The following is a 25364-nucleotide window of genomic DNA, read 5'->3' as shown; positions in this document are numbered from 1 at the left end:
ACCGGGCGGGGACGGGCAGGGAATGGCGCCCTTTCCCCGCCGTATTCGTCGTGTTAACCGGATGGCCTGCGAGCGGCGGTATCCACTGTAAAATGTCCAGCAAGCCCGATTCGCTGTTGAAGCCGCGCGAGATGTTTCGAACCTTTACCCTGACAGGTCTTGCGGCCCTTTTGGCCGCCACCGCACTGACGGCTGCGACGCCGGCTCAGGCGCAGATCGGCACGATCTTTTCCGATCCGCCGCCGCTGCGGCCGCCCGGCAGCATTCCGCGTGGCCAGCCGCAGCCGCAGCAGATTCCCGACGACGATGAAGAGGTCCCCGAGCTGCCGCCGCAAGGCCGCGTGCTGCCCTCGCGCCCGATGCCGCCGCCTCAGGGACGGCAGGGTAACGTGATGCCGGGGCCGGTCGAGAGCCAGCCTCTGGCGCCGCCGCCGGGCTCCGCCGCCGCGCCGCCCAACCAGCCGCCGGCCGTTGCAGTCGCGCCGCCCAACGCGCCGGGCGCCGCGCCGCCGGGTGCGCCCGGTCAGCGTCAGCCCCTGCAGAAGGGCGGTCCCGTGCCGCAGGCGCCGGCGAGCCTCCAGCCGGGCGATGAGGTCGTGACCGAACCGCCGGCCCAGAAGATCGTGAACAAGAAGGCGACTTTCTCGGGCCTGGACAAGATCACCGGGCGCATCATCAATTTCGACGAGGAGATCGGCGAGACCGTCCAGTTCGGCGCGCTCAGGGTCAAGACCGACGCCTGCTATACGCGGCCAGCGACGGAAGCCACCAACACCGATGCCTTCGTCGAAGTCGACGAGATCACCTTGCAGGGCGAGGTGAAGCGCATCTTCTCGGGCTGGATGTACGCGGCAAGCCCCGGCCTGCACGGCGTCGAGCACCCGATCTACGATATCTGGCTCACCGACTGCAAAGAGCCGCAGCAGACCATCGCGACCGCGGCACCCGATCCCGCGAGCAAGCCGGCTACGCCACCGCCGCCGCCCGCGCAGAAGAAGGCCGCGCCAAAACAGGCCGTGCAGCAGCGTCCGCCGCAGCCCTTGCCGCCGATCCAGCAGCAGCAACCGGCGCCGCCACCCCCGCAGCCACAGGAGCAACGGGGCCTGTTCGGTTTCCCCGGGTTCGGCCGCTAGGCCCTATTGCCGTGAGGCGATGATCTCGAGCGCGCGTGCGCCAGGGATTGCGTCGCCGGGCGAGAGCCTCAAGAAATCGCCGGGATCACCGGCGAGCGCCTTGTCGAGCAGAGCGGTGTAGCGCCGTCGCGAAATCTCGACCGCACCAAAGCTCTTCAGATGCTCGGTGACATATTGCGTGTCGAGCAGCTCGAAGCCGCCATGGATCAGCCGCGCCACCAGATGCACCAGCGCCACCTTCGAGGCATCGCGCGCGGTGTGAAACATGCTCTCACCGAAGAAGGCGCGCCCGAGGCTGACGCCGTAGAGACCGCCGACGAGGTCGTCGCCCTGCCAGGCCTCGACGCTGTGGCAATGGCCGAGCTCGTAGAGGCCGCCATAGAGATCGCGGATGCGCTTGTTGATCCAGGTGTCCTCGCGCCCTTCCTGCGGCGCGGCGCAGCCCGCGATCGTCGCCTTGAACGCGGTATTGACGGTGACGCGAAAATTATCCGAGCGCACGGTGCGCGCGAGGCGCGAGGCGACGCGAAATCCCTCGAGCGGGATGACGCCGCGCAATTCCGGCTCGACCCAGAACAGGGTCGGATCGTCGGCGCTCTCGGCCATCGGAAAGATGCCGCAGGCATAGGCGCGCAGCAGCACGGCGGGCGTGATTTCAGACGAGGCGGAGTCGCGCGAAGTCATGGCGCGACAATAGCAGGATTGCGATGCGCGTGCGATGGGGCGAAAGCCCCGTGTAATCGCGGATCAGCTCGCCGCAGCGGTGCTCGCCCGGTCCGGTGCTGCGGGCACGCGGCGGAACTTCAGCAGAATACGCGTTCCGGAATGGGCGGGATCGCGCTCGACGGTGGCATCCAGCTTGGTGGCCATCGCCGCGACGATGCGCTGGCCCATGCCGGTGGAGCGCGGATCGGCCTTGACCTTGTCGCCGACGCCGTCGTCGGCGATCGACAGCAGCAGATCGTCGCCCTGCGAGGTCAGCTCGACATGGATCGGGCCGGCGCCATCGGGATAGGCGTATTTCACCGCGTTCATCACCAGCTCGTTGACGATGATACCGACGGCGACCGCGCGGTCCGGATCGATCTCGATGGCTTCCGCCTTCACCGTCAGGCGTGACATCCGGTTGCCTTCGGCCGAGCGGCGCAAATCCTCGAGCAGCGAGTCCAGATATTGGTTCAGCACCACGCTCTTCAGGTCCTGCGAGGTGTAGAGGCGGCGGTGCACCTGCGCGACCGCGGCGACACGGCCCATCGCATTGGTCAGCGCGGCCTTGACCTCTTCCTGCCCTGCGGAGTTCGCCTGGAGATGCAGCAGCGAGGCGATGATCTGGAGCGAGTTGCCTACGCGGTGATTGACTTCGCGCAGCAGCAGCTCGCGTTCGGCGGCAAGCGCCGCGTAGCGGTCGCGCGAAGCATGGATCTCGGCTTCGGCCTCCTCGCGCGCCTTCTGCAATTCGGCCTGGCGCAGCGCGCCGTCGGCGGCGACGTGGAGCAGGGGGATGAAGTCGCCCTTGACGTCCTTGACGAGGTAGTCGGCTGCGCCTGCCTTCAGCGCAGTGACCGCGATGGTGGAATCCTGCGAGGCCGTCACGAACACCACGGGCGGCGCGTCCGGGATCGCCATGATCTGCTCGAGCGTCTCCAGCCCGTCGAGGCCCGGCATGTACTGGTCGAGCGCGACCACGTCGATGCGGCCCTCCATCTCGGCGCGGCGAATCCGCTCCAGGCCTTCCTCGCCGCTTGCGGCATGGATGACCTTGTAGCCGCGCCGCGTCAGGCCGCGATCGACCAGGCGCGCGAGCGCTGAGTCGTCGTCGATATAGAGCAGTGTTGGCGTGTGCTGGGTCATGAGGCGGCTGGCGGGACCTGGATGACGGAGAAGAACAGCCCGAGCTGTCGGATGGCGTTGGCGAAATTCTCGTAATTGACGGGCTTGGTGATGTAGACGTTGCAGCCGAGCTCGTAGCAGCGCTTGATTTCCTGGGAATCGTCGGTGGTGGTCAGCACCACCACGGGCGAGGCCTTCAGATATTTATTCTCCTTGATCTGCTTCAGGATGTCGATCCCGGTCATGTCGGGCAGGTTGAGATCGAGCAGGATCAGGAGCGCATTGCCCTTCTGCACGAGGCCGCTTCCGTCGGCGCCGAACAGATGCTTCATCGCGTCAGTGCCGTTCTTGAAGGAGATGATCTCGTTGTTGACGCCGGACCTGCGGATGTTGCGCTCGATCAGCCGCGCGTGTCCCTCGTCGTCCTCGATCATGATGATGCTGACGGGCAATGTCATTTATCGGCGTTCCGGTTGCTGGCGTTCCAATTGATGGGCAGCGTGATCGTGAAGGTGCTGCCCGTGTTCAGTTCCGACGATACCGACATCGTGCCGCCGAGGCGGCGCACAAGTGCACGCACATGCGCAAGACCTATGCCCTGACCGGGCTTGTCCTGGGTTCCCGCACGGCGGAACAAGTCGAAGATCCGCTGATGATCCCTGGCGTCGATGCCGCGGCCGTTGTCGCTGATCTCGAAGATAGCGTAGCCGAGCTTGGTGCGCCCGCGGATTCTGATCGCGCCGGGAACACCGTTCTTCAAATATTTAATCCCGTTGTCGATCAGATTGGAGAAGATCTGCTCCAGCGCAAGGCGGTCACTGACGAGATCCGGCAGCGGTTCGATATGGATTTCGGCCTGCGCTTCGGCGGCCTGATGCGCAAGCGTCGACACGATGGCCTCGATCAGCTCGCGTGTGTCGATCCTCTCCGGCTGGAACTCGCGCCGACCCTCGCGGGTGAGATTGAGGATCGCCGAGATCAGGCGGTCCATCTTGGCGATCGAGGACTTGATGAAGCCGAGCGCTTCGGCAAAATCCGTCGACAATTGCTGGTCCGGACCTTCGAGCGCAATCTCGCCGGCGGCCGGCGGCGGCCCGCCGGTCGCGGCATGGGTGAGGCCGCCGATACGGCGGAAGATGTCGCCGCCGAGCTCCTCCAGCTCGCTGGTAAAGCCCATGATGTTCACCAGCGGCGAACGCAGATCGTGGCTGACGATATAGGCAAAGCGCTGGATCTCGTCGTTGGCTTCGCGCAGGTCGGCCGTGCGCGCCTCGACGGTGGCCTCGAGGTTGAGATTGGCGTCGCGCAGCCGCGTCTCGGCCTCGTCGCGGGCCCGGGCGGAACGACGCACCAGCCAGATCGAGATGCCGGCCAGCAGCACGACGAGGCCGGAGCCGATGCCGGTCATCGATGCGGCGAGGGTCTGGCTGCGGTCCGCGTTTGCCGAGCGGAGCCGGAACAGCCGTTCCTCCTCGCGGATCATCGCATTGGCCAGATTGCCGATCGTGGTTGTGGTGTTGCCGGCAGCGGCCTCGCGGATGAGCGCCACGGCATTGCCGGGTTCACCCTGCCTGACGAAATTCATTTCGCGCGAAAACTGATCGAGCCGGGTCTCGATGGCTGCGCTCAACTTCTCAATGCTGTCGCGTTGCGCCGGATTGTCGCCGATCTGGCGCGTGAGCTTGTCGAGCGCCGGAACGATCGCTGCGATGGCCTTCTCATGATCCGACAGGAAGTCGGGCCCCTGCGTCAGCAGAAAGCCGCGGGCGCCGCTCTCGGCGCGCCGGACTTCGAGCAGCAGGGTGTTGAGCTGGTTCTCCACCTCGATGGTGTGAACCACCCATTTGCTGTCGTCGCGCGCCTTGTTGACGAGATAGACCGAGCCGGCACTGATCACGGTCAACACCAAAAGCCCCGCCGAGAACAGCAGGATCTGCCAAAACGCGCGCCGCCGTTGTCCCTCAGCGGTCACGGCAGTATGGCCTTCTTGCGTCGACGGAGTTCAAAACGGCCCCTTGGAACTTGTCCCCTCCGTCGCAAACGCGATTGGGGTCAAAGGGTTCCATCAGCGAGGCGGTTATTTCGCGGTCGGTTCCGTTTTACCGGCGAGGTACTGTTCCAGCCAGTGGATGTGATAGTCGCCGTCGATGATGGATGGTTGGCGCACGAGGTCACGGAACAGCGGCAGCGTCGTCTCGATGCCCTCGACCACCATCTCGTCCAGCGCGCGGCGCAAGCGCATCAGGCATTCGCTGCGGGTCTTGCCGTGGACGATCAGCTTGCCGACGAGCGAGTCGTAATAGGGCGGGATAGTGTAGCCCTGATAGACTGCGGAATCGATGCGCACGCCGAGACCGCCGGGCGGGTGGTATTGCGTGATGCGGCCGGGCGAGGGACGGAAGGTCTGCGGGTTCTCGGCGTTGATGCGGCACTCGATGGCGTGGCCGATGATCTGGATCTCGCTCTGCTTGGCCGGCAATTCGCCGCCGGCGGCGATGCGGATCTGCTCCAGCACGAGGTCGATGTCGGTGATGCTCTCGGTGACGGGATGCTCGACCTGGATGCGGGTGTTCATCTCGATGAAGTAGAACTCGCCGTCCTCGAACAGGAATTCGATGGTGCCAACGCCGAGATATTTCATCTCGCGCATCGCCTTGGCACAGGTCTCGCCGATTTTTGCGCGCGCGGCTGCCTCCAGCACGGGCGAGGGGCCTTCTTCCCAGACCTTCTGGTGACGGCGCTGCAGCGAGCAGTCGCGCTCGCCGAGATGGATCGCACCGCCGCGGCCGTCGCCGAGGATCTGGATCTCGATGTGGCGCGGCTTCTGGAGGTATTTTTCGAGGTAGACCGAGGCGTCGCCGAAGGCGGATTTGGCTTCGTTGGCGGCCGTCGATAGCGCGATCTGAAGATCCGCCTCGCTCTGCGCGACCTTCATGCCGCGGCCACCACCACCGGCTGCGGCCTTCACCAGCACGGGGAAGCCGATCTTCTTCGCGATCGCCATCGCGTCGTCATCAGGGCCGACCCCGCCGTCGGAGCCGGGCACCACGGGGATGCCGAGCCGCTTGGCGGTCTTCTTGGCCTCGATCTTGTCGCCCATCAGGCGGATGTGCTCGGCCTTGGGGCCGATGAAATGCAGATTGTGCTCGCCGAGGATTTCCGCGAAGCGCGCGTTCTCGGACAGGAAGCCGTAGCCGGGATGCACGGCATCAGCACCGGTGATCTCGCAGGCCGCGAGCAGCGCGGGCACGTTGAGATAGCTGTCCTTGGACGGCGGCGGCCCGATGCAGACGCTCTCGTCCGACAGGCGCACATGCATGGCGTCGGCATCGGCGGTGGAGTGCACGGCGACGGTCGCGATCCCGAGCTCCTTGCAGGCGCGCAGGATGCGAAGGGCGATCTCGCCGCGATTGGCTATGAGGATCTTGTCGAACATGGTGTCCTTTGGGGACTGGCGCGCGAAAAGCGGCGAGGGCGGGTTGGCCGCCTTCAGCCGTTACTCAATGATGACGAGCGGCTCGCCGAACTCGACCGGCTGGCCGTCCTCGACCAGGATCTGCGTCACCGTGCCTGCGCGCGGCGAGGGGATCTGGTTCATGGTCTTCATGGCTTCGATGATCAGCAGCGTCTGGCCGACCGAGACCTTGCTGCCGACCTCGATGAATGGCTTGGCGCCGGGCTCCGGCGACCAATAGGCGGTGCCGACCATCGGCGAGGTCACGGCGCCCGGATGCTTCGACAGATCCGGAGCGGCGGCCGCTGGTGCGGCGGCGGCAATGGCGACCGGCGCGTGGGCCGCATGCGCCATCGGCACCGGCATGGTTGCGGCGACGCTGATGTTGCGGGCAACCCGCAGGCGCAGGCCGGCGCGCTCGATCTCGATCTCGGTCAGGCTGGTCTCGTCGAGCAGAAGCGCGAGCTCGCGGACGAGCGCGGAATCCTCGCTGGAAAACTTTGCGGCTGCTTTGTCGTCTGGCTGGCGCGCCATGTTGTTTGATCCGAATGTTCTGTGTGAGGAGGGAGCGTCAGGCTTTGGGCTTGATGCCGAGCTTGGCGGCAAGGCCCTGGATGGCGAGGCGGTAGCCCTCGATGCCGAAACCGCAGAGCGAGGCGAAGGCCGCGCGCGCGGTGTAGGAGTGGTGGCGGAAACTCTCGCGGGCGTGAATGTTGGTCACGTGCACTTCGACCGTCGGGATCTGCACCGCGAGCAGCGCGTCGTGCAACGCGATCGAGGTGTGCGAATAGCCGCCGGCATTGATGATGATGCCCTTCATCTTGCGCGCATGCGCCTCGTGGATGAAGTCGATCAGCTCGCCCTCGCGGTTGGACTGGCGGCAATCTGCCTTGAGGCCGAACGCTGCTGCGGTCTCCCGGCACAGCGCCTCGACGTCGGCCAGTGTCGCGTGACCATACTTCTCGGGCTCGCGCGTCCCCAACATGTTGAGGTTCGGCCCGTTGAGGACGAGGATCGTGTCGGTTGCAGGTTCAGCCATTCCAATCCCGGAAGAGGTGCTTCGGCGTGGCGGGGGTTATAGGTAACAAAGCGTCCTAGGGGAAGCCTTGAAGGGCCTCCCGGAGGCCTTCAGGTACCTCATCCAGGGTGCAAAAACCTGTGCGGAAGCTACGGAAATTGCTTGTTAACAAGTCCGAACCATGGCTGTCGGCCCAACGCAGGAGGGCGGGCATCGCTGCCCGCCCTCCGAGGTTAACGGCCTTGAGCCTTACACGTCGAGAACGGCAACGATCTCGTAGGTGTTCGGGTCAATGATCACGATCTGCTCGCGGACCATCACGTACCGATAGCTCCGCCATTCCGGATAGATCGTCGCAACGCGGGACGGCAGGGCATGCAGTTCGATGCCCTCGCGCGGAATGCGGGTGCCGACCGAGATTGCGAAGTTCACGTTGGTCACGGGGGACACGCGCTGTTCGCGGATGACGGACGTGATCTGCGTCCGCTGCTCCGTCGAGAGTTTCGCACCCGCGCCGGCCTGACCGACGGTGGTCGAGGACGAGCTCTGGCCCTGTGCGTTCTGGTTGGTGCTGGTGCCGGTCTGACCCTGAGCATTCTGGTTGGGGGTCGTGCCGGTACCCGGGCGATTCTCGGCGTTGTTGGTCGAGGTGCCGCTCTTGCTGCCCTCAGCCTTCATGTCCTTGTCCTTCTGGCCGGACTTTGTCGTGTCCTGGCTCATGCTCTTGGACTTGTCCTGCTGGGACTTGTCCTGCGCGCGTTCATCGGTGCGCTGGCCCTTGGCGGCGCCGGCCTTGTCCTCAGCCGCGTTCTTGTGCATCGCGCCGCCCGAGGGCCGCTCGTCCTTCATCGCGCCGGAAGACTTGTCCTCGGCGGCAGCTCCAGGCTTGGTGCTGGCGCCGCCAGCCTGACCGACGGTGCCCTTCTCAGGAGCCGCGGATTCCTTGCCCATCGAGCCGCGCTCGGCGGCGCCGCCGGACGGCTGTGAATGCTGCATCTGCTGCTGCGAGCCAGCGCCGCCAGCGTCGCGGCCCTTGTCTTGTGCGTTCGCCAGACCGGTGCCCGCGACGAGCGCGAGAGCGGCAACCGAGATCATAAAGCGGTTAGACATCGAATTCTCCTCACGTGTTTCTTTGCGTCATTGCCCGCGCCGACAACGAAAGGGGATTTGAGTTGTTCCGGAACATTGGGGGTTCCGGGGTATTTGTTTCTTAAATGCGGGATGAACGCGCGCGCTGGATTCGCGCCAATATTCGGCCAACGAAAAAGGCCGGCTTTTCAGCCGGCCTCGTTGCATGCGTGTGAGATCTGGAAGCGATCAGCAAGTCGCCTCTTTTAGCAAGTCGCCTTGCCGCAGCGGGCGACGCCGATCTTTTCCTTGAGGCCTTCGAGGCCGACGGCGCCGATCACGATCTGCTTGCCGATCACGTAGCTCGGCGTGCCGTTCATGCCCATGGCTTCGGCAAGCTTGAAGTTCTCCTCGATGGTGGCGCGCACCTCGGGGCTGCCGATGTCCTTCTCGATCTTGGCGGTGTCGAGGCCGGCTTCCTTGGCGGCCTGAAGCGCACGCGCCTTGTCGGCGGCGCCGCGGCCACCGAGCAGCTTCTGGTGGAAGTCGAGATACTTCTTGCCGGAGGGATCCTGCATGCGCACGGCGACCGCAACCTGCGCTGCTTCCACCGAGCCCTGGCTCAGCACCGGAAACTCCTTCAGCACGACCTTCAGCTTCGGATCGGCCTTCATGAGGTCGAGCATGTCGCCCATGGCGCGCTTGCAGTAGCCGCAATTGTAGTCGAAGAACTCGACGAAGGTGACGTCGCCTTCCTTGTTGCCAAGCACGACCTGGCGCGGCGAGTTGAAGATCGCGTCGGAATTCTGCGCGATGCTGGCCTCGTGCTTCTGCGTTTCGGCCGCGGCCTGGCGCTTGCTGAGCTCGGCCATGGCCTCCTCGAGCACCTCGGGATGGCTGATGAGGTAGTTCTTGACGATCGCCTCGATGTCGGTGCGCTGGGCATCGGAGAAGCTGTCGGCCGACGCCGGCACGGCTGCGCCGAACATGGCGAGCGCGAACAGCGCGGGAGCAAGCAGGCGCAGCGAAGGCATAGGCAAATCCTCTTATCCAAAGCAGGTTTCGGAAAACGTCCCGGCGGACTCAAGCCCGGTGTCGTGACGTCGTGGTGCAAGGCGTCTCAGTGGCGTCGTCTTGGTCGCGTTAGTCGCGCGGCGCTTTTGACGCCACGATGTCGTCGGCCTTGACCCATCCGGGCGTGCCGACGGCGAAACGGGTTTTCGCGCGCGTGGCAAGCTCGCGGGCGGTCTTGTTGTCGCCGCGCAGATAAGCGGCCTGCGCCGAGGCCAGATCCGCCTCGGCATAGTCGCCCTTCCGGCCATAGGCCATCGCGAGCTGCATGTAGCCGAGGGCAGCCTCGGGTTCCCGTGCCACCGCGGCCCGGAGAATCCGAACGGCATCGTCCGTGTAGGCCTTATTATCTGATCCAACCAGAGCCTGCCCAAGTAACATCTCGATGAGGGGCGCGTTGTTGGAGAGCGCGACAGCCTTGCGCAGGGGCGCGATGGCCTCGGCCGGCTTGCCGCCCTCCAGAAGCGCCTGGCCGCGCACCTCGTAGAAGTACGGGTTGTTCGGCTGGACCTGAATCAGCGTGTCGATCTGGGCGAGCGCGCTGCGCAGATCGCCGTGCAGATAGGTGCTGATGGCGCGGGCATAACGCGCCGGCAGGCTGTCGTTGGTCTGGGGATAGCGGCGATACACCGTCTCCGGCCGCTCCATGAAGGCCGAGATCTTGGCGCGCACCATGTCGTGGCGGAGCTGGAGGGCCGGATCGTCCTTCTTGTCCCAATAGGGACTGGCGCTGGCGAACTCCTGCAGCGAGGCGACGCGCTCGGCGGGCATCGGGTGCGACTGGAGATAGGGATCGGCGCCGCGGGCCGCAAACAGGCTCTCGCTGGTGAAGCGCTTGAAGGTCTCGTACATGCCCTTGGGCGATTGCTGGGTCGCTGTCAGGAATTTCACGCCGGCACGGTCGGCGTTCTCCTCCTGCTGGCGCTGATAGGACAACAGCGTCCGGCGGATCATCTCCTGCGGGCCGGCGATCGCGGCAGCTCCTGCATTGGCGAGCCCGTTGTTGCCGGTGCTGCTGTTGCGCGTGCTGCCGACGGCGATCGCGCCGGCGCCGAGCAGCATCGCGATGATCATCTGGGTCTGGGCGTTGGCGAGCTGTTCGCGCAGCTTGGACAGATGGCCGCCGGCCAGATGCCCGGTCTCGTGCGCAAGCACGCCGATGATCTGGTTCGGCGTCTCCGACTGGAGGATCGCGCCGTAATTGACGAAGATGCGGCGGCCGTCCGCCACGAAGGCGTTGAACGAGCCCTCGTTGACGATCACCATCTGGATGTTCTGCTTTTCCAGACCGGCGGCGCGCAGGATCGGGCGGGTATATTCGCGCAGCAGCTGCTCGGTCTCGGTGTCACGCAGGACCGGCGGTCCCTTGCCCTGGGCGTGCACGGCCGGCAACGGCAACAGCGCGATCGCCGCCGCCGTGACGAGGGCGGTGAGGGCGGAGGCCTTCTTGCGCAATGCGATCTGGAGCAACATCAAACGGTCTTGGTCAAACGGGCATGGTTAGACAGGCTTGGAAGCAGTTTCGTGATTGGTTTTGGCGATTGGCGGCGGACCGGATACGCGATATGCCCTTATAAGCCGTACCCCTTATGAGCCGTACAATGCGGCCAGTCTGGGGCGCAAGCGCCCTGTTTTCCGGACCGGACGGCCCGGTTCGCCAGCGAAATAGCAGAAATCGATGCACGATGCGACATTGAGGAACCGGTTGGGGCAGTGGCTCGAGCCCTCCCGCCGCAGCGACGTTCCCCCGTTCATGGTGATGGACGTGATGGCCGCTGCGGCCCGAATCGAGGCGGCTGGCGGCCATGTCATCCATATGGAGGTCGGCCAGCCCGCGGCAGGCGCCCCGAAGACCGCGATCGCGGCCGCCCACGCGGCGCTCGAGGCGGGGCGGATCGACTATACCTCCGCGCTCGGCATTCCCTCCCTGCGCGCCCGCATCGCGCGCCACTATCGTGACGCCTACGGCTGCGACGTCAGTCCTGACAGGATCGTGGTGACGACGGGCTCATCCGGCGGCTTCATCCTGGCCTTCCTGTCTATGTTCGAGCCCGGGGATCGCGTCGCCGTGACGGTGCCGGGCTATCCGCCATACCGTCATATCCTCACCGCGCTCGGCTGCGAGCCGGTGCTGATCGAGACCACCAACGAGACGCGCCATGCCCTGACCGGCGAGGCGCTGCTGGCGGCGCATCGCAAGGCACCGCTGAAGGGCGTGCTGGTGGGCAGTCCCGCCAACCCGACGGGGACGATGATGTCCCGCGAGGCGCTCGCCGGTCTCATCATCGCTGCGGAAGACGCCGGCATCCGCTTTATCTCCGACGAGATCTATCACGGGCTCGACTACGCATTTCCTGCGGTGACGGCGGCCTCGCTCTCCGACCACGCACTCGTGATCAACTCGTTCTCGAAGTATTTTTGCATGACGGGCTGGCGCGTTGGCTGGATGGTCGTGCCTGACGTTCTGGTGCGGCCGATCGAGCGGCTCCAGCAGAACCTCTCGATCTCGGTACCGTCGCTGTCGCAGATCGCGGCAGAGGCCGCCTTCGACGGCGCGGCCGAGATGGAGGAGATCAAGCACGGCTATCAGGAAAACCGGCGCATTCTGATCGAGGGATTGCCGAAAGCCGGCCTCAGCAAGTTCCTGCCGGCTGACGGCGCATTCTATCTCTATGCCGATGTCTCGGATTTTACCTCCGACAGTTTCGAGTTCGCCAAGCAGATGCTGGAACAGGCGCACGTTGCGGTCACGCCGGGCCTCGATTTCGACCCCATCCATGGCCGCTCGTTCATACGGTTGTCCTATGCACGCTCGCCTGACGAGATGCGGGAGGCAGTTGACCGGATCGCTCACTGGCTTAAATAGCCGCCAGTTTTCGACAGAATTCTGGAGTGCCCCTTGTCTGACCGTTCCGTCTCGACCGCCACACATTCTCCTCTCGCCGCTTTGATGTGGCCGACCCGGCCGGGTGAAAGCGTCGGCGCCCTGCGCGCCGTCGTGCTGATCGCGCTCGGTACCGCACTTATGACGCTGTCGGCCAAGGTGAACCTGCCGCTGCCTTACGTGCCCATGACGTTGCAGACGCTGGTGGTGCTGATGATCGGCGCCGCCTATGGCTGGCGCCTTGGCAGCGCAACCATGATCGCCTACCTCGCCGAGGGCGCGATGGGCCTGCCGGTGTTCGCCGGTCCGGTCGGTGGAATTGCACCGCTGGTCGGCCCGACTGCCGGCTACCTGTTCGGCTTCGTACTAGCTGCCTTCGTCACGGGCTGGCTCGCCGAACGCGGCTGGGATCGCAGCGTGGTGCTGCTGTTTGCGGCGATGGCGGTTGGCCACATCGTCATTCTGGCCGCCGGATTCGGCTGGCTGGCCTTCGGCATCGGCCTTGGCATGGCCAAGGCCTGGCAGGTCGGCCTTGCGCCGTTCATTGCAGCATCTCTGGTCAAGAACGCGCTGGGCGCGACGTTGATGCCGGCGGCCCGCCGGATCATCAATCGTCGCGGTTAAAGCGCGCTAAAAAAGAGCAGTTCCAATTGACAGGGCCGGCCAAGTTGATCTTGGCTGGCTCTGAGTTTGAGGGGGAGTGAAACAATGACGACGACAACGATGGCGGGGGCGCCGGTCGCACCCAGCGCCGCAAAGCCGTGGTATAAAGTTCTCTACGTTCAGGTGTTGATCGCGATCGTGCTCGGCGCCATCGTCGGCTGGCTCTGGCCGACGGTTGCCACCAACGACTGGATCAAGGCGCTCGGCGACGGCTTCATCAAGCTGATCAAGATGGTGATCGCGCCGATCATCTTCTGCACCGTGGTCTCCGGCATCGCCCACATCCAGGACGCCAAGAAGGTCGGCCGCATCGGCGTCAAGGCGCTGGTCTATTTCGAGATCGTCTCGACCTTCGCGCTGGTGATCGGGCTCATCGTCGGCAATGTCGTCAAGCCCGGCGCGGGCTTCGGCAGCGCCGCCGCCAACGCTCAGGCCGTCGCGAATTATGCCAAGCAGGCCGAAGGCCAGAAGTCGGTCGACTTCATCCTGCACATCATTCCCGACACGGTCGTCGGCGCCTTCGCGCAGGGCGAGATTCTGCAGGTGCTGCTGTTCTCGGTGCTGTTCGGCTTCGCCATCATGGGGCTCGGCGAGCGCGGCCACACCATTCGCACCTTCATCGACGATGCCGCGCATGCGGTGTTCGGCGTCATCTCCATCGTGATGCGTGCGGCGCCGATCGGCGCGTTCGGCGCGATGGCTTTCACCATCGGCAAATTTGGTACCGGCGCGATCCTCAATTTGATGGGGCTGATTGCGACATTCTATCTGACCGCTGCGCTGTTTGTCTTCGTGGTGCTCGGGATCATCGCGCGGGTCGCGGGCTTCTCGATCTTCCGCTTCCTGGCCTACATCAAGGACGAGCTCCTGATCGTGCTCGGCACCTCGTCGTCGGAAAGCGCGCTGCCGTCCCTGATGGAGAAGCTCGAACGTCTCGGCTGCTCCAAGTCGGTTGTCGGCCTCGTGGTCCCCACGGGCTATTCGTTCAATCTCGACGGCACCAACATCTACATGACGCTGGCGACTTTGTTCATCGCGCAGGCGCTGGGCTTCGACCTCACCTTCGGCCAGCAGCTCACCATCCTCGTGGTGGCGATGCTGACCTCGAAGGGCGCCTCCGGCATCACCGGCGCGGGCTTCATCACCCTGGCCGCGACGCTGGCCGTGGTCGACCCGCGCCTCGTGCCGGGCATGGCAATCGTGCTCGGCATCGACAAGTTCATGAGCGAGTGCCGCGCGCTGACCAATCTGTGCGGCAACGGCGTCGCCTGCGTCATCGTCGCCTGGTGGGAGGGCGAGCTCGATCGCGACAAGCTCAACGCGCGGCTCAGCCGGCAGATCGATCCGACCGACATGGAAACGGCTGTTACGACGGACTGATCTGCGAACTGCATATGGCGGCGCGGTGCGCCGTCAGGTCTTGAAGTAATAGGGCTGGTCGAGATCCTCGATCAGCCCTTTTTCTTTCGGCTCCCAGCCGAGGAGGGCGCGTGTCTTCGCGCTCGAGGTCGGGACGTCGACGTCCGCAAATCGCGCGAACCAGCCGAAATGCGCTTCGGCTTCATCAGGGGATTTCGAGACCACGGGCACGCCAAGACTTTTGCCGATCACCTCCGCGATTGCCTTGAACGGCACGCCTTCCTCGGCGATCGCGTGATAGTGCTTCATGGTTGCGCCTTGCTCCAGAGCGACACGATAGACGCGCGCAGCGTCGACACGGTGCGTGGCCGGCCAGCGGTTCATGCCATCACCGATATAGGCCGCCACGCCCTTCTCGCGCGCAAGATTGATCAGGATCGGAACGAAGCCGTGATCGCCTTCGCCGTGCGTGGACGGCGGAAGCCGAACGGCGGCGGCGCGGACGCCGGCGAGCGACAGTGCGGCCGATTCCGACACGCGCGGGAAATGCTGCGCCGCCTCGTCGTCCTCGGTCGCGAGACGTCCGGGCGCGAGCAGTGCCACGCCTGACGTGACGATGAGCGGACGCTCGGAGCCCTTTAGCTCCTCGCCGAGCGCGAGGATCGCGCGGCGGTCGAGCTCGCAATTGTCGAGGAATTTCGAGAAGTCGTGGTTGAAGCCGAGATGCAGCACGCCGTCGGAGGCGGCGGCGCCGCTGCGCAAGGACGCATGGTCCTCCAGCGAGCCGCGATGGACCTCGGCGCCCATCGCAATGAGTGTTGTGGCACCCGCGTCGGAGCGGGCGAGACCGGTGACACGGTGGCCGGCGGCGATCAGGTCGCGCACTACGGCGGAGCCGACGAAGCCGGTGGCGCCGGTGACGAAAACACGCATGAGATATCTCCAGAGGTTGGTCGAGACGAGCTTCTGCGCTAGGATTATCCGGGTAAAGTAGTGACGTTATTAGGGTATAATAGCTAACAGGATGAGCGAAACCGTTTCAGCCGAGAACCTGCTCGGGACCTATCTGAAGGACCGTCGCACCCGGCTCGATGCGGCGGCGTTCGGCCTTGGCGGCAGCCGCAGGCGCACGCCCGGCCTGCGTCGCGAGGAGGTGGCCCAGCGCGCCAATATCAGCCCGACCTGGTACACGTGGCTGGAGCAGGGCCGGGGCGGGGCGCCGTCGGCCGATGTGCTCGACCGCATTGCGCGTGCGCTGATGCTGACCGATGTCGAGCGCGAGCATCTGTTCCTGATCGGCCTCGGCCGCCCGCCTGAGGTGCGCTACCAGGCCACCGAAGGCGTCTCGCCTCGGCTCCAGCGCGTGCTCGATGCGCTCGCGTTCAGTCCCGCGCTGGTGCGGACCGCGACCTGGGACGTCGTCGCCTGGAATCGCGCGGCGAGCGTGGTGCTGACGGACTACGGCGCGATCCCGCCGGACAAGCGCAACATCCTGCGGTTCATCTTCTGCGATCCGCGCGTGCGCGCCGCGCAATATGACTGGGACAGCGTCGCCCGTTTCGTGGTGGCGGCGTTCAGGGCGGACGCCGCGCGCGCAGGCGCGGTGTCGCATGTCGCCGATTTCGTCGACGAGCTGTGCCGGACCAGTCCGGAATTCGCAGCGCTTTGGCGCGACAATGACGTACGCCATCATGGCGACGGCACCAAGCGGCTGAAGCACCCCGTGCACGGCACCATGTCGTTCGAATATTCGAGCTTCAATGTCGAGGGCCGACCGGATCTCAGCATGATCGTCTACAACCCGGCGACGCAGGAGGATGCCGACCGCATCAGGACACTGCTCGTCGAGCGCGCCGACTGACGGAATTTGCGACCTCGCCCGTTTAATCCCCATCTCGGACCTCGAAGGGGTGGGTGGTATCGTGGGCAAGGCGGCAGTGAATCCGATTGTGGTGCAGGCGGCGGAGCACTTTGCGGCGGGGCGTCCGGACCAGGCCGATGCGCTCTGCGCGGAGGTTTTGAGGGCCGATCCGGATCACGTCCCGGCGCTGCATCTGGCTGCGGTCGCCGCCTTCCTTACCGACCGCGCGAGTGCGGGTGCTGCGCTGCTCGGCCGCGTCTTCAACATCGATCCCGACCACGCGCCGGCCCTCGTCACGCTCGGCGATGCGCTCGCCGTGAAGGGCGAGCAGGAGGGGGCGGTGGCCGCGTTCCGACGCGCGCTGGTTCGGCGGCCGGATGATGCCGGCCTGCACAACAAGCTCGGCGTGGCGCTCGGCGAACTCGCCCGCTTCGACGAGGCCGAGGCCGCCTATCGCCGCGCGCTGGCACTCGATGCGCATCTGACGCGAGCCTGCTTCAACCTCGCCGTCGCGCTCGCGGAGCAGGGACGGCTCGCCGAGGCCGAAGAGGCCTATCGCGCGGTGATTGCGCGAGAGCCGGCCTATCGCGGCGTCTGGCTCAATCTCGGCAACATCCTCGTGGATCAAAAAAGGCTCGGCGAGGCGGAGACAGCCTATCGCCGCGCGCTCGACCACGATCCCGATGATCCCGGACTGCTCTGCAATCTCGGCGCCGCGCTTTATCGGCAGGGGCTGCTGGAAGGTGCCATCGTCCAGTACCGCCACGCGATTGCGCTCGCGCCGGACAACGGTCCAGCGCTGCGCTTGCTCGGTCTCGTCCTGCATGAGGCCGGTCATCTGCTGGAAGCTGCCGCGATCTACCGGCGGGCCTTCGCGCTGGATGCCTCGGATCATGTGATCGCCAGCAATCTCGGCGCCTGTCTTTCCGAGCTCGGCACATTGGACGAGGCGATTGCGGCTTGCGAGCATGCGCTGCTGCTCAAGCCGGATCATGCGCCGGCCTGGACCAATCTCGGCATCATCTTCGAGAAGCAGGAGCGCACCGAGGAGGCGGTCGCCGCGCATCGCTGCGCGGTCGTGGCCGACCCCGCCTATGCCAAGGGCCACGCCAACCTCGCGGTCGCGCTGCGCAATGCCGGCGAGATCGACGAGGCGCTCGCGGTCTCGCATCGCGCGATCGCGCTCGATCCGGAGCAGCCACTCGCGCAGTACAACCACGCGCATTTCCTGCTGATGAACGGCGATCTCCTGAACGGGTTCGAGACCTATCGCTGGCGGCGCAAATGCAAGACGCTGTCGGACGGCGATCCCGAGTTCACCGAGCCGGAATGGCAGGGCGAGCCGCTCGACGGCCGCACGCTGTTGGTGTTCGCCGAATATGGGCTTGGCGATGCCCTGCATTTCGTGCGCTATCTGCCGATGGTGACGGCGAAGGGCGGCAGGATCATCCTGCAGGTTCAACCCGCGCTCGCTGCGCTGCTGCGGCAGCTCCCCGACGTCACCGTGATCGCGCGTGGCGAGAAGCTGCCGCCGTTCGATGTGCAGCTGCCGCTGATGAGCCTGCCGCGCGTGTTCGGTACCACGCTCGATACCATTCCGGCCGATATCCCGTATCTGCATCCCGATCCAGCGAAGCTAGCCCGACGGCGCGCGGCGCTTGCGGATGTGACGGCGCTGAAGGTCGGTGTGGTCTGGGCCGGCAATGCCAGGCACAAGGGCGACCGGCAGCGCTCGCTATCGGCCAAAGCTGTTGCTGCCACGCCTCGTGATGCCGGGCGTGCAGCTCTACTCCTTGCAAAAGGAGCCGCGGCCCGAAGATGGTGAGGTGCTGGCGTCGCTCGGTAAGGACATCATCGATCTGGCATCAGCGCTCGGTGACTTCGCCGACACCGCCGCGGCGGTCGCAGCGCTCGATCTCGTCATCGCCGTCGATACATCAGTTGCGCATCTTGCCGGGGCGCTCGGCCGTCCGGTGTGGATGCTGACGCCTTACGCGCTCGATTGGCGCTGGCTGCGGAACCGCGAAGACAGTCCGTGGTATCCGACCATGCGGCTGTTCCGCCAGCGCGCCCCGCGCGAATGGGACGATCCGTTGCTGCGGATGTCGGCCGCGCTCGCAGTGCTGGCCGCGAACGCGGAGGGCTAGAAGCGCTCCGGCCGATAAGGCGTCGGATCGATCGACGGCGTCTCGCCGTTCATCATCTCCGCGAGCAAGCGTCCGGTTGCGGGCCCGAGCGTAAAGCCCTGGTGGCCGTGGCCGAAGTTCATCCAGAGGCCGGGGTGGCGCGGGGCGCGGCCGAGCACCGGCAGCATGTCGGGCGTGCAGGGGCGCGTGCCGAACCATGGCTCGGGTTCGGCGCGCTTGCCGAGATCGATCAGCTCGCGTGCGGAGGCTTCTGCACTGGCGAGCTGAACCGGGGTTGCGAGCGCGTGCGGCCCGGTGAGCTCGGCGCCGGTGGTGATGCGGATGCCCTTGGCCATCGGACCCATGGCGTAGCCACTGCCCTTGTCGACCAGGGGCAGGTCGAGCGATGCACCACCGCTGTAGTGCATGTGATAGCCGCGCTTGCGCACCAGCGGGACGCGATAGCCGAATTTGTACAGGAGATCGGGCGACCACGGCCCGAGCGTCACGACGGCGTTGGCGGCGTCGATGCGGCCCTGGTCGGTGTTGACCGACCAACCGGTTGCGGTCTGTTGCAGCGACTGCGCATCGCCGAGCACGATCCTGCCGCCGAGGCGCACGAACAGCTCGGCATAGGCGGTGACCAGCGCACCGGGATCGGACACGGTCCAGGTGTCGAGCCAATGGATCGCGCCGGGAAGATCGTCGCGCAGGATCGGCTCGGCTTTGGTCAGTTCGCTGCCCGACAGCACGCGAAACTTCACGCCGAATTCGCGCTGGTCTTGTTCCGCGTCCTTGATCGAGTGCTCCAGGGCGGCGGCATCGCGATAAAGCGCCCGATAGCCGGCGCGGCGGATCAGATTGTCGGCATGGGCCTCGCGAATGAGGATGTCGTGCTCGGGTGTCGCGTAGGCGATCAGCCGCGCCCAGCCGACGATCGCCTCACGATGCCGCTTCGGCGCCGAATGCCACCAGTAGCGCAGCAGCGGCTCGATGTGGCGGTGAAGCGACGACAGGCTGTAGCGCACGTCGTTGGTGCGGCCGGTCGCGATCTTCACGAGCGTGGCGAGGTCGCGCGGCATCGGATAGGGGCGGACCGCTTCGGCCTGGATCATGCCGGCATTGCCGTAGCTGGTCTCGCGGCCGGGCTCCCTGCGGTCGACCAGCGTGACCGACCAGCCGCGCTGCTGCAAATGCAGCGCCGCGCCCACACCGACCATGCCACCGCCGAGAATGATTGCGCTTTGCATTGGTAGAAATCTCCTGTCAGGCTGGCGTCTGCACGAGCCCTGGCTGGTGTCGGTTCATTCCCAGGTGAGGAAGCCGGGCGCGGCCGACAGCGGCGGCGAAGCCGCAAGCCGTGCCAGGTCAGGCACCGGCCGGCACAATTGCGCATCGTTCGCGAACGCAGCCTCGATGCTCGCGGCGACCGCAAGCACGATGGCATCGCCGCCGCGCGGGCCGACGATCTGGAGCCCGAACGGCAGCCCGGCTTCATCGAGCCCGAGCGGAATGCTGATCGCGGGATGGCCGGGAAGCGTCACGGCGTAAGCGAGCGCGAGCCAGTGGAAATAGGATCTGGTCGGCATGCCGTCGATCTCGGCGGGATAGGCTTCCGACCAGGGACGCGGGCTGAGCGTGATCGTCGGGCTGATCAGCACGTCGCAGTTTGCGAAGAAGGTCTGCCAGGCGCGATAGATCCGCGTCTGGATCGTGGTGGCGCGGGCGTGGTCTTCGAGCGAATAGCCGAGGCCTTCCTCGACATTGGTGCGAACGTTGGGACCGAGCATCTCGGGACGTTCTTTGTAGTTCTTGCCATGCGTCGCCAGGAACATCCCCGCGCGCAGCACGGCGAAGGCATCGTCGGCGCCGGAACAGTCGGGCGTCGCCTCGCGGCTTTCGCCGAACAGCGGCGCGAGCTTGCTCACGCGCGCGCGGAACACGCGGCGGATCGCCTGCTCGGTCGGTGCGAAGCCGAAATCTTCCGTAAAAGCGAGACGCAGCTTGCCAAGGTCCGCAGGATGCGGCGCGGCCCAGCGTTCGGGCCGCGCACGCACGGGCTCGCCGGGCAAGGTGTAGGCGAGCGGGTCGCGGGCATCGTCGCTTGCCATCACCGACAGCATCAGCGCGACATCGGCGACATTGCGCGCCATCGGCCCGTCGGTCGACAGATTGGACCAGCCGAAGATGCGCTTTTCGCTGGGCACGAGGCCATAGGAGGGACGCATGCCGACGATGCCGGAGAAGCCGGCGGGATTGCGCAGGGAGCCGCCGGTGTCGGAGCCCGAGGCGAGCGGGGCCATGCCGCAGGCGAGCGCGACCGCCGAACCGCCGGAGGAGCCGGCCGCCGAGCGCATGGGATCGAAGGGATTGCCGGTTGCGCCGAACACGGGATTGCGGGTGTTGGCGCCGGCCGCCCATTCCGGCGTGTTGGTCTTGCCGAAGATGATGGCGCCGGCTGCGCGTAAACGCGCAACCGAGCCCTGGTCCGCGACCGGGACGTTGTCGCGCAACAGCGGGCTGCCATAGGTGGAGCGCATCCCGGCGGTGTCCTGGGTGTCCTTGATCAGGACGGGGAGCCCGGTGAGCGCGCCGCGATCCTCGCCGCGCAGGATCGCCGCCTCGGCCGCCTTCGCGGCGGCGCGCGCCCCCGGCTCGTCCAGCGTCACGACGGCGTTGACGGCGGGGTTGACGGTGGCGATGCGCGACAGGCAGGCGTCGAGCAGCTCGACGGGCGAGATCGCCTTGGCGGACAGCAGGCGGCGCAGCTCAACGGCGCTGGAATCGCACAGTTCGGACAAAGCCAGTCCTTTCAGATTATGAAAACGATTTAGCATATCGGAAAGTAAGTGTGACGCACCAATAATCGTCAAACCGGGGTATTTCATGCACAAATGCTGGCGTGGCTGCCCGGTGGGCTGCCAAATCGGTTCCATCAAGCGATTCAGTCGAAAAGATTAGACGGATAGGCCAACAATTTTTCAACCACCGTGGTAGCCTTGCTGCATGAGCGAGATCACGACGCCCGAAGGGGCCAATTCGCAGCTCGGCCAATGCCTGAAGGCCGCCCGCCAGGCGCGCGGCCTGACGCTCAAGCAGGTGGCGGAGCGGACCGGCATGGCGCTCTCGACCCTGTCCAAGGTCGAGAACGGCCTGATGTCGCTGACCTACGACAAGCTGGTCCAGCTCACCTCGGGCCTGAAGATGGAGATCGCCGAGCTGTTCAATCCGGCGGTCGCGGCGCCTGCGCCGGGACGGCCGGTCACCGCGCGGCGGAGCATCAGCCGGGTCGGGCAGGGGCAGGTCATCACCACGAAATTCTACACCTACACCTATCAATGCACCGACCTGATCGGCAAACGCATGGTGCCGATCGTGGCCGACGTCCGCGCGCGCTCGCTGGAGGAGTTTGGCCCGCTGCTGCGCCATGGCGGTGAAGAGTATTTTCTGGTGACCAGCGGACGCGTCGCTGTCCACACCGAGTTCTACGCGCCGGAGATCCTGGGCGTAGGCGACGGCATCTATCTCGACAGCACCATGGGCCACGCCTACCTCAATGCCGGCGAGGCGACGTCCGCAACGGGCGTTTGCCTCTGCACCAGCGAGGCGCCGGATCTCTACGACCAGCTTCGCCAGATCGCCTCGCGCGAGGTGGCGCCGCTCGGCGGCGACGAATTGCCGCCGTAGCGTTTTGGCGAGTCTTGAAACGAAAAACGCCCGGCTTGGCCGGGCGTTTTTTATGGGGTGTCCGGCTTACTCGCCGCCGCCGAAGCGGCGCGACCACCAGCCGGCGCGACGCGGGGCGGACGAAGTCTCGCTTGCTTCTTCCGGCGCGGGCTGAGGTGCCGGTGCGGGCGGAGCGACCGATTCGGTCGCCTGTGCAACCGGCGCTGCCGGCTCGCTCGGGTTGCTCGACAGGAAGCTCACCTTTTCCCGGACCGTGGAACGGCGCCGCGCGGCCTTGTCGTCGGCAGGCTCTTCCTCCGCTGCAACGACAGCGGGAGCCGGCTCCGGCTGGGCCGGTGCCTCGGTCCGCACTTCGGCGCGCGGTTCTGGCTGAGTGAACTGTGGCTCCGCAGTGTGTTCGGCCTGCGCGATCGAAGGCGCAGCCTCGTCGCCGGCGCCATCGAAGTCTGCAACCGCGTCGGCTGCTTCCGGCGGCGCATTGGCCGCGAGCTCGTCGCCGATGGATCCGGCAAGACCTTCCTCGCCATTGCCACGCCGGCGGCGCCCGCCGCGACGACCGCGCCGGCGGCGGCGATCGGCGCTGCCCTGCTGCTCGCCGCGGGCGGCCTGTTCTTCGCCTTCCTCGCCATCCTGCTCGGACTCGGATTCCTCTTCACCTTCGCTGGTCGCGACGGCTGCTTCAGACGACACCGGAGCGCCATCCTCGCGAGGTTCACCGTCGCGCTGGCCACCGCGGCCGCGGCGGCGACGGCGGCGCTTGCCGCGACGCTGCCCATCCTGTTCGGAGGCTGCGTCACCCGCGGCCTGCTCCTCGGCGAGACCTTCGGTCTCCTCGGTCTCGACCTCGGATTCCAACTCCGGATCGAACTCCTCGTCGTCATAGGCTTCTTCGGGCAACGGCGGCGGGCTTGCGGCCGCCTGCGCCGCAAGCAGTGCCTTGGCGGCTTCGAGCGTATGCACCTGCTCGCCGCGGTCGATGAGATAGGCCTGCGGTCCGCTGACGCTGGGGTCGGCGATGACCGACAGCGTAACCTTGAAACCGTTCTCGAGATCGCGCAGATGGCCGCGCTTGTGGTTCAGCACATAGAGCGCGACGTCGGTGCGGGTGCGGACCACGAGATTGTGGGTCGCGCCCTTCATCAGGATCTCTTCGAGGCCGCGCAGCAGCTGCAGCGCCACCGAGGACACCGAGCGGACATGGCCGGTGCCGCCGCAGTGCGGGCAGGGATCTGTCGAGGATTCCAGCACGCTGGCGCGGATGCGCTGGCGCGACATTTCCAGCAGGCCGAAATGCGAGATGCGGCCGACCTGGATGCGCGCGCGATCTTGCCTGAGGCAATCGGAGAGCTTGCGCTCAACCGCACGGTTGTTGCGCTTCTCGTCCATGTCGATGAAGTCGATGACGATCAGGCCGGCGAGATCGCGCAGACGGAGCTGGCGGGCGACCTCTTCGGACGCTTCCAGATTGGTCTTGAGCGCGGTGTCCTCGATGTGGTGCTCGCGGGTCGACCGTCCGGAGTTGACGTCGATCGAGACCAGCGCCTCGGTCTGGTTGATCACGATGTAGCCGCCGGAGCGCAGCTGAACGGTCGGCGAGAACATCGCGTCGAGCTGGCTTTCGACGCCCATCCGGGAGAAAAGCGGCTGGCCGTCGCGATACTGCTTCACCGCGCTGACATTGGCGGGCATCAGCATCTTCATGAAGTCGCGCGCTTCGCGGTGGCCGGCTTCACCGGCAACCTGGATCTCGTCGATCTCCTTGTTGTAGAGGTCGCGCAGCGAGCGCTTGATCAGCGAGCCTTCCTCGTAGACGAGGGTCGGGGCCTGCGACTGCAGCGTGAGGTCGCGCACCGTCTCCCACATCCGGATCAGATATTCGAAGTCGCGCTTGATCTCGGGCTTGGTGCGGGCGGCACCGGCGGTGCGCAGGATGATGCCCATGCCCTCGGGCACGTCGAGATCCTGCACCACTTCCTTCAGGCGCGAACGGTCCTGCGCTGAGGTGATCTTGCGGCTGATGCCGCCGCCACGTGCGGTGTTCGGCATCAACACGGCGTAGCGGCCGGCGAGCGACAGGTAGGTCGTGAGCGCTGCGCCCTTGTTGCCGCGCTCTTCCTTGACGACCTGCACCAGCATCACCTGGCGGCGCTTGATGACTTCCTGGATCTTGTACTGGCGGCGCGGGCGGAAGGTGCGCTCCGGCACTTCCTCCAGCACGTCGTCGCCGCCGACGGATTCGACGACTTCCTCTTCGGCTTCCTCGTCGTCCTCGTCCTCGTCGTCGTCTTCATGGGCGGCTTCCGCGGCCTCGGCGTGCGGCGCCCCGGCGCTGTCGCCATACACGGCGTCGGCCGGTTCAGCGGCTGCGGTCACGGCTTCGGCGAGAGCCTCGGCGTGAGTTTCGAAAGCTGCAGCTTCCTGCGGTTCGGCAACCGTCTCGGCCGCGGCTACGGGCTCGGCGCCAATGGCTGCGACAGGCGCGGGCGTCTCGGCGCGGTCATGGTCGTGATGATCGTGCTCGCCGTCATGATGATGGTCATGATCGTGAGGGTGATCGTCATCATGGGCATGATGATGGTCGTCGTGACCATGGTCATGGTGATCGTGGTCGCCATGGTCGTGATGCTCGTGACCTTCGTGCTCGCCGTGGTGCTCCGCATCGGCGTGCAGATGCTCGCCCTCGTGCGGAGCGCCCTCGGTGTGAAGGGCCTCGCCCTCAACCGGCTGGGCCGCGGGATCGGCGCCTTCGACGATGTCGCTGCGGACGCGTTCGCCCTGACTGCGGCGGCGGGAATTGCGGTGGCGCGAGCGGCGGCGGCCGTGGGAGCGGTTCTCGCTCTCTTCTTCGGCTTCGCGATGGGCCTGTTCCTCGGCTTCGATCAGCGCCTGCCGGTCGGCAACCGGGATCTGGTAGTAGTCGGGATGGATTTCGCTGAAGGCGAGGAAGCCGTGGCGGTTGCCGCCATATTCGACGAAAGCGGCCTGGAGCGAGGGTTCGACCCTTGTGACCTTGGCGAGGTAGATATTCCCGCGTAGTTGCTTGCGTTGCGCGGTCTCGAAATCAAACTCTTCGACGCGATTGCCGCGGACCACGACGACCCGGGTCTCTTCCGGGTGGGTGGCATCGATCAACATCTTGTTGGGCATGTCTTAACTCTTGGCGGCGGCGGGCGCGATTCACCGTGGGCGCGATCTGCGCTGCCGGGTGAC

At 65.9% G+C, this 25364-nt stretch carries 20 protein-coding genes and 1 pseudogene; 7 read left to right on the top strand and 14 right to left on the bottom strand.

The features are described 5' to 3' along the window. Positions 1-92 precede the first annotated feature (92 nt). Positions 93-1133 (top strand): DUF2155 domain-containing protein, encoded by a 1041-nt coding sequence (locus B5V03_RS25300; protein WP_164988273.1) that lies wholly within the window; start codon positions 93-95, stop codon positions 1131-1133. A gap of 3 nt (positions 1134-1136) precedes the next feature. Here B5V03_RS25300 and aat read toward each other — a convergent pair whose 3' ends face one another. The 10 genes from aat to B5V03_RS25250 all read right to left on the bottom strand — a co-directional run bounded on the left by aat (position 1137) and on the right by B5V03_RS25250 (position 11047). Beyond that, complete coding sequence (gene aat, locus B5V03_RS25295; RefSeq protein WP_129273097.1) at positions 1137-1817, bottom strand: leucyl/phenylalanyl-tRNA--protein transferase; 681 nt, start codon at positions 1815-1817, stop codon at positions 1137-1139. Positions 1818-1880: 63 nt separating this feature from the next. After that, positions 1881-2984: a sensor histidine kinase gene (locus B5V03_RS25290; protein ID WP_129273096.1), complete on the bottom strand. Its 1104-nt coding sequence runs from the start codon at positions 2982-2984 to the stop codon at positions 1881-1883. Next, complete coding sequence (locus B5V03_RS25285; protein ID WP_129273095.1) at positions 2981-3421, bottom strand: response regulator; 441 nt, start codon at positions 3419-3421, stop codon at positions 2981-2983. The genes B5V03_RS25290 and B5V03_RS25285 overlap by 4 nt, the downstream gene beginning before the upstream one ends. Further along, positions 3418-4935, bottom strand: a complete 1518-nt coding sequence (locus B5V03_RS25280) for a sensor histidine kinase (protein ID WP_129273094.1) — start codon at positions 4933-4935, stop codon at positions 3418-3420. The genes B5V03_RS25285 and B5V03_RS25280 overlap by 4 nt, the downstream gene beginning before the upstream one ends. Positions 4936-5040: 105 nt before the next feature. Then, positions 5041-6399, bottom strand: coding sequence for an acetyl-CoA carboxylase biotin carboxylase subunit (accC, locus tag B5V03_RS25275; RefSeq protein ID WP_129273093.1), 1359 nt, complete (start codon positions 6397-6399; stop codon positions 5041-5043). A gap of 60 nt (positions 6400-6459) precedes the next feature. After that, positions 6460-6951 carry an acetyl-CoA carboxylase biotin carboxyl carrier protein gene (accB, locus tag B5V03_RS25270; RefSeq protein WP_129273092.1) on the bottom strand — a complete coding sequence of 164 codons (492 nt, stop codon included), beginning with the start codon at positions 6949-6951 and terminating at the stop codon, positions 6460-6462. A gap of 37 nt (positions 6952-6988) precedes the next feature. After that, positions 6989-7456, bottom strand: a complete 468-nt coding sequence (gene aroQ, locus B5V03_RS25265) for a type II 3-dehydroquinate dehydratase (RefSeq protein WP_129273091.1) — start codon at positions 7454-7456, stop codon at positions 6989-6991. Positions 7457-7684: 228 nt separating this feature from the next. Beyond that, positions 7685-8545 carry a DUF1236 domain-containing protein gene (locus tag B5V03_RS25260; RefSeq protein ID WP_129273090.1) on the bottom strand — a complete coding sequence of 287 codons (861 nt, stop codon included), beginning with the start codon at positions 8543-8545 and terminating at the stop codon, positions 7685-7687. Between the two features lie 224 nt (positions 8546-8769). After that, entirely contained in the window at positions 8770-9537 is a 768-nt protein-coding gene (locus B5V03_RS25255; protein ID WP_129273089.1) for a DsbA family protein, read from the bottom strand. A gap of 109 nt (positions 9538-9646) precedes the next feature. Next, on the bottom strand, positions 9647-11047 hold the full coding sequence (locus B5V03_RS25250) for a M48 family metalloprotease (RefSeq protein ID WP_129273088.1): 1401 nt from the start codon (positions 11045-11047) through the stop codon (positions 9647-9649). A gap of 205 nt (positions 11048-11252) precedes the next feature. On the opposite strand from B5V03_RS25250, the gene B5V03_RS25245 reads away from it, so the two are divergent. From B5V03_RS25245 to B5V03_RS25235, 3 genes are all read left to right on the top strand, one after another. Further along, positions 11253-12440, top strand: coding sequence for a pyridoxal phosphate-dependent aminotransferase (locus B5V03_RS25245; protein WP_129273087.1), 1188 nt, complete (start codon positions 11253-11255; stop codon positions 12438-12440). Between the two features lie 84 nt (positions 12441-12524). Beyond that, positions 12525-13082, top strand: coding sequence for a biotin transporter BioY (locus tag B5V03_RS25240; protein WP_129273581.1), 558 nt, complete (start codon positions 12525-12527; stop codon positions 13080-13082). An 84-nt stretch (positions 13083-13166) separates the two neighbouring features. Next, a complete protein-coding gene (locus tag B5V03_RS25235) occupies positions 13167-14501 on the top strand; it encodes a dicarboxylate/amino acid:cation symporter (protein WP_129273086.1) in 1335 nt (444 codons plus the stop codon). Between the two features lie 33 nt (positions 14502-14534). Here the strand turns inward: B5V03_RS25235 and B5V03_RS25230 are convergent, their stop codons facing one another. Then, complete coding sequence (locus tag B5V03_RS25230) at positions 14535-15413, bottom strand: SDR family oxidoreductase (protein ID WP_129273085.1); 879 nt, start codon at positions 15411-15413, stop codon at positions 14535-14537. Positions 15414-15504: 91 nt separating this feature from the next. Here B5V03_RS25230 and B5V03_RS25225 point away from each other — a divergent pair, with 91 nt between their 5' ends. Further along, the gene (locus B5V03_RS25225) at positions 15505-16341 is read left to right on the top strand and encodes a helix-turn-helix transcriptional regulator (RefSeq protein ID WP_129273084.1); all 837 of its coding nucleotides are present in this window, start codon (positions 15505-15507) and stop codon (positions 16339-16341) included. A 49-nt stretch (positions 16342-16390) separates the two neighbouring features. Then, positions 16391-18488, top strand: a pseudogene (locus B5V03_RS25220) (tetratricopeptide repeat protein). On the opposite strand, the gene B5V03_RS25215 reads toward B5V03_RS25220, so the two are convergent. Further along, entirely contained in the window at positions 18485-19717 is a 1233-nt protein-coding gene (locus B5V03_RS25215; RefSeq protein WP_129273083.1) for an NAD(P)/FAD-dependent oxidoreductase, read from the bottom strand. The pseudogene B5V03_RS25220 and the gene B5V03_RS25215 sit on opposite strands and share 4 nt — an antisense overlap. 54 nt (positions 19718-19771) lie before the next feature. Further along, positions 19772-21268, bottom strand: coding sequence for an amidase (locus tag B5V03_RS25210; RefSeq protein WP_129273082.1), 1497 nt, complete (start codon positions 21266-21268; stop codon positions 19772-19774). A 205-nt stretch (positions 21269-21473) separates the two neighbouring features. On the opposite strand from B5V03_RS25210, the gene B5V03_RS25205 reads away from it, so the two are divergent. Further along, positions 21474-22154 (top strand): helix-turn-helix domain-containing protein, encoded by a 681-nt coding sequence (locus B5V03_RS25205; protein WP_129273081.1) that lies wholly within the window; start codon positions 21474-21476, stop codon positions 22152-22154. 66 nt (positions 22155-22220) lie between these two features. Here the strand turns inward: B5V03_RS25205 and B5V03_RS25200 are convergent, their stop codons facing one another. Next, entirely contained in the window at positions 22221-25301 is a 3081-nt protein-coding gene (locus B5V03_RS25200; RefSeq protein ID WP_129273080.1) for an Rne/Rng family ribonuclease, read from the bottom strand. Positions 25302-25364 lie beyond the last annotated feature (63 nt).

Origin of the sequence: Bradyrhizobium betae (assembly GCF_004123905.1) — a bacterium.
Taxonomy (GTDB): Bacteria; Pseudomonadota; Alphaproteobacteria; order Rhizobiales; family Xanthobacteraceae; genus Bradyrhizobium; species Bradyrhizobium betae_A.
Note: the sequence above shows the minus strand (reverse complement) of the source record. Positions and strands in the feature narration are given on the sequence as shown.

Excerpts from the sequence above, each read along its gene's own strand:
- B5V03_RS25290 (WP_129273096.1), bottom strand. The coding sequence starts at position 2,984 with ATGACCCAGCACACGCCAACACTGCTCTATATCGACGACGACTCAGCG.
- accC (WP_129273093.1), bottom strand. The coding sequence starts at position 6,399 with ATGTTCGACAAGATCCTCATAGCCAATCGCGGCGAGATCGCCCTTCGC.
- B5V03_RS25255 (WP_129273089.1), bottom strand. The coding sequence starts at position 9,537 with ATGCCTTCGCTGCGCCTGCTTGCTCCCGCGCTGTTCGCGCTCGCCATG.
- B5V03_RS25240 (WP_129273581.1), top strand. The coding sequence starts at position 12,525 with ATGTGGCCGACCCGGCCGGGTGAAAGCGTCGGCGCCCTGCGCGCCGTC.
- B5V03_RS25260 (WP_129273090.1), bottom strand. The coding sequence starts at position 8,545 with ATGTCTAACCGCTTTATGATCTCGGTTGCCGCTCTCGCGCTCGTCGCG.
- B5V03_RS25300 (WP_164988273.1), top strand. The coding sequence starts at position 93 with ATGTCCAGCAAGCCCGATTCGCTGTTGAAGCCGCGCGAGATGTTTCGA.
- aat (WP_129273097.1), bottom strand. The coding sequence starts at position 1,817 with ATGACTTCGCGCGACTCCGCCTCGTCTGAAATCACGCCCGCCGTGCTG.
- B5V03_RS25205 (WP_129273081.1), top strand. The coding sequence starts at position 21,474 with ATGAGCGAGATCACGACGCCCGAAGGGGCCAATTCGCAGCTCGGCCAA.
- B5V03_RS25285 (WP_129273095.1), bottom strand. The coding sequence starts at position 3,421 with ATGACATTGCCCGTCAGCATCATCATGATCGAGGACGACGAGGGACAC.
- B5V03_RS25230 (WP_129273085.1), bottom strand. The coding sequence starts at position 15,413 with ATGCGTGTTTTCGTCACCGGCGCCACCGGCTTCGTCGGCTCCGCCGTA.
- accB (WP_129273092.1), bottom strand. The coding sequence starts at position 6,951 with ATGGCGCGCCAGCCAGACGACAAAGCAGCCGCAAAGTTTTCCAGCGAG.
- B5V03_RS25250 (WP_129273088.1), bottom strand. The coding sequence starts at position 11,047 with ATGTTGCTCCAGATCGCATTGCGCAAGAAGGCCTCCGCCCTCACCGCC.
- B5V03_RS25225 (WP_129273084.1), top strand. The coding sequence starts at position 15,505 with ATGAGCGAAACCGTTTCAGCCGAGAACCTGCTCGGGACCTATCTGAAG.
- B5V03_RS25245 (WP_129273087.1), top strand. The coding sequence starts at position 11,253 with ATGCACGATGCGACATTGAGGAACCGGTTGGGGCAGTGGCTCGAGCCC.
- B5V03_RS25235 (WP_129273086.1), top strand. The coding sequence starts at position 13,167 with ATGACGACGACAACGATGGCGGGGGCGCCGGTCGCACCCAGCGCCGCA.
- B5V03_RS25215 (WP_129273083.1), bottom strand. The coding sequence starts at position 19,717 with ATGCAAAGCGCAATCATTCTCGGCGGTGGCATGGTCGGTGTGGGCGCG.
- aroQ (WP_129273091.1), bottom strand. The coding sequence starts at position 7,456 with ATGGCTGAACCTGCAACCGACACGATCCTCGTCCTCAACGGGCCGAAC.
- B5V03_RS25200 (WP_129273080.1), bottom strand. The coding sequence starts at position 25,301 with ATGCCCAACAAGATGTTGATCGATGCCACCCACCCGGAAGAGACCCGG.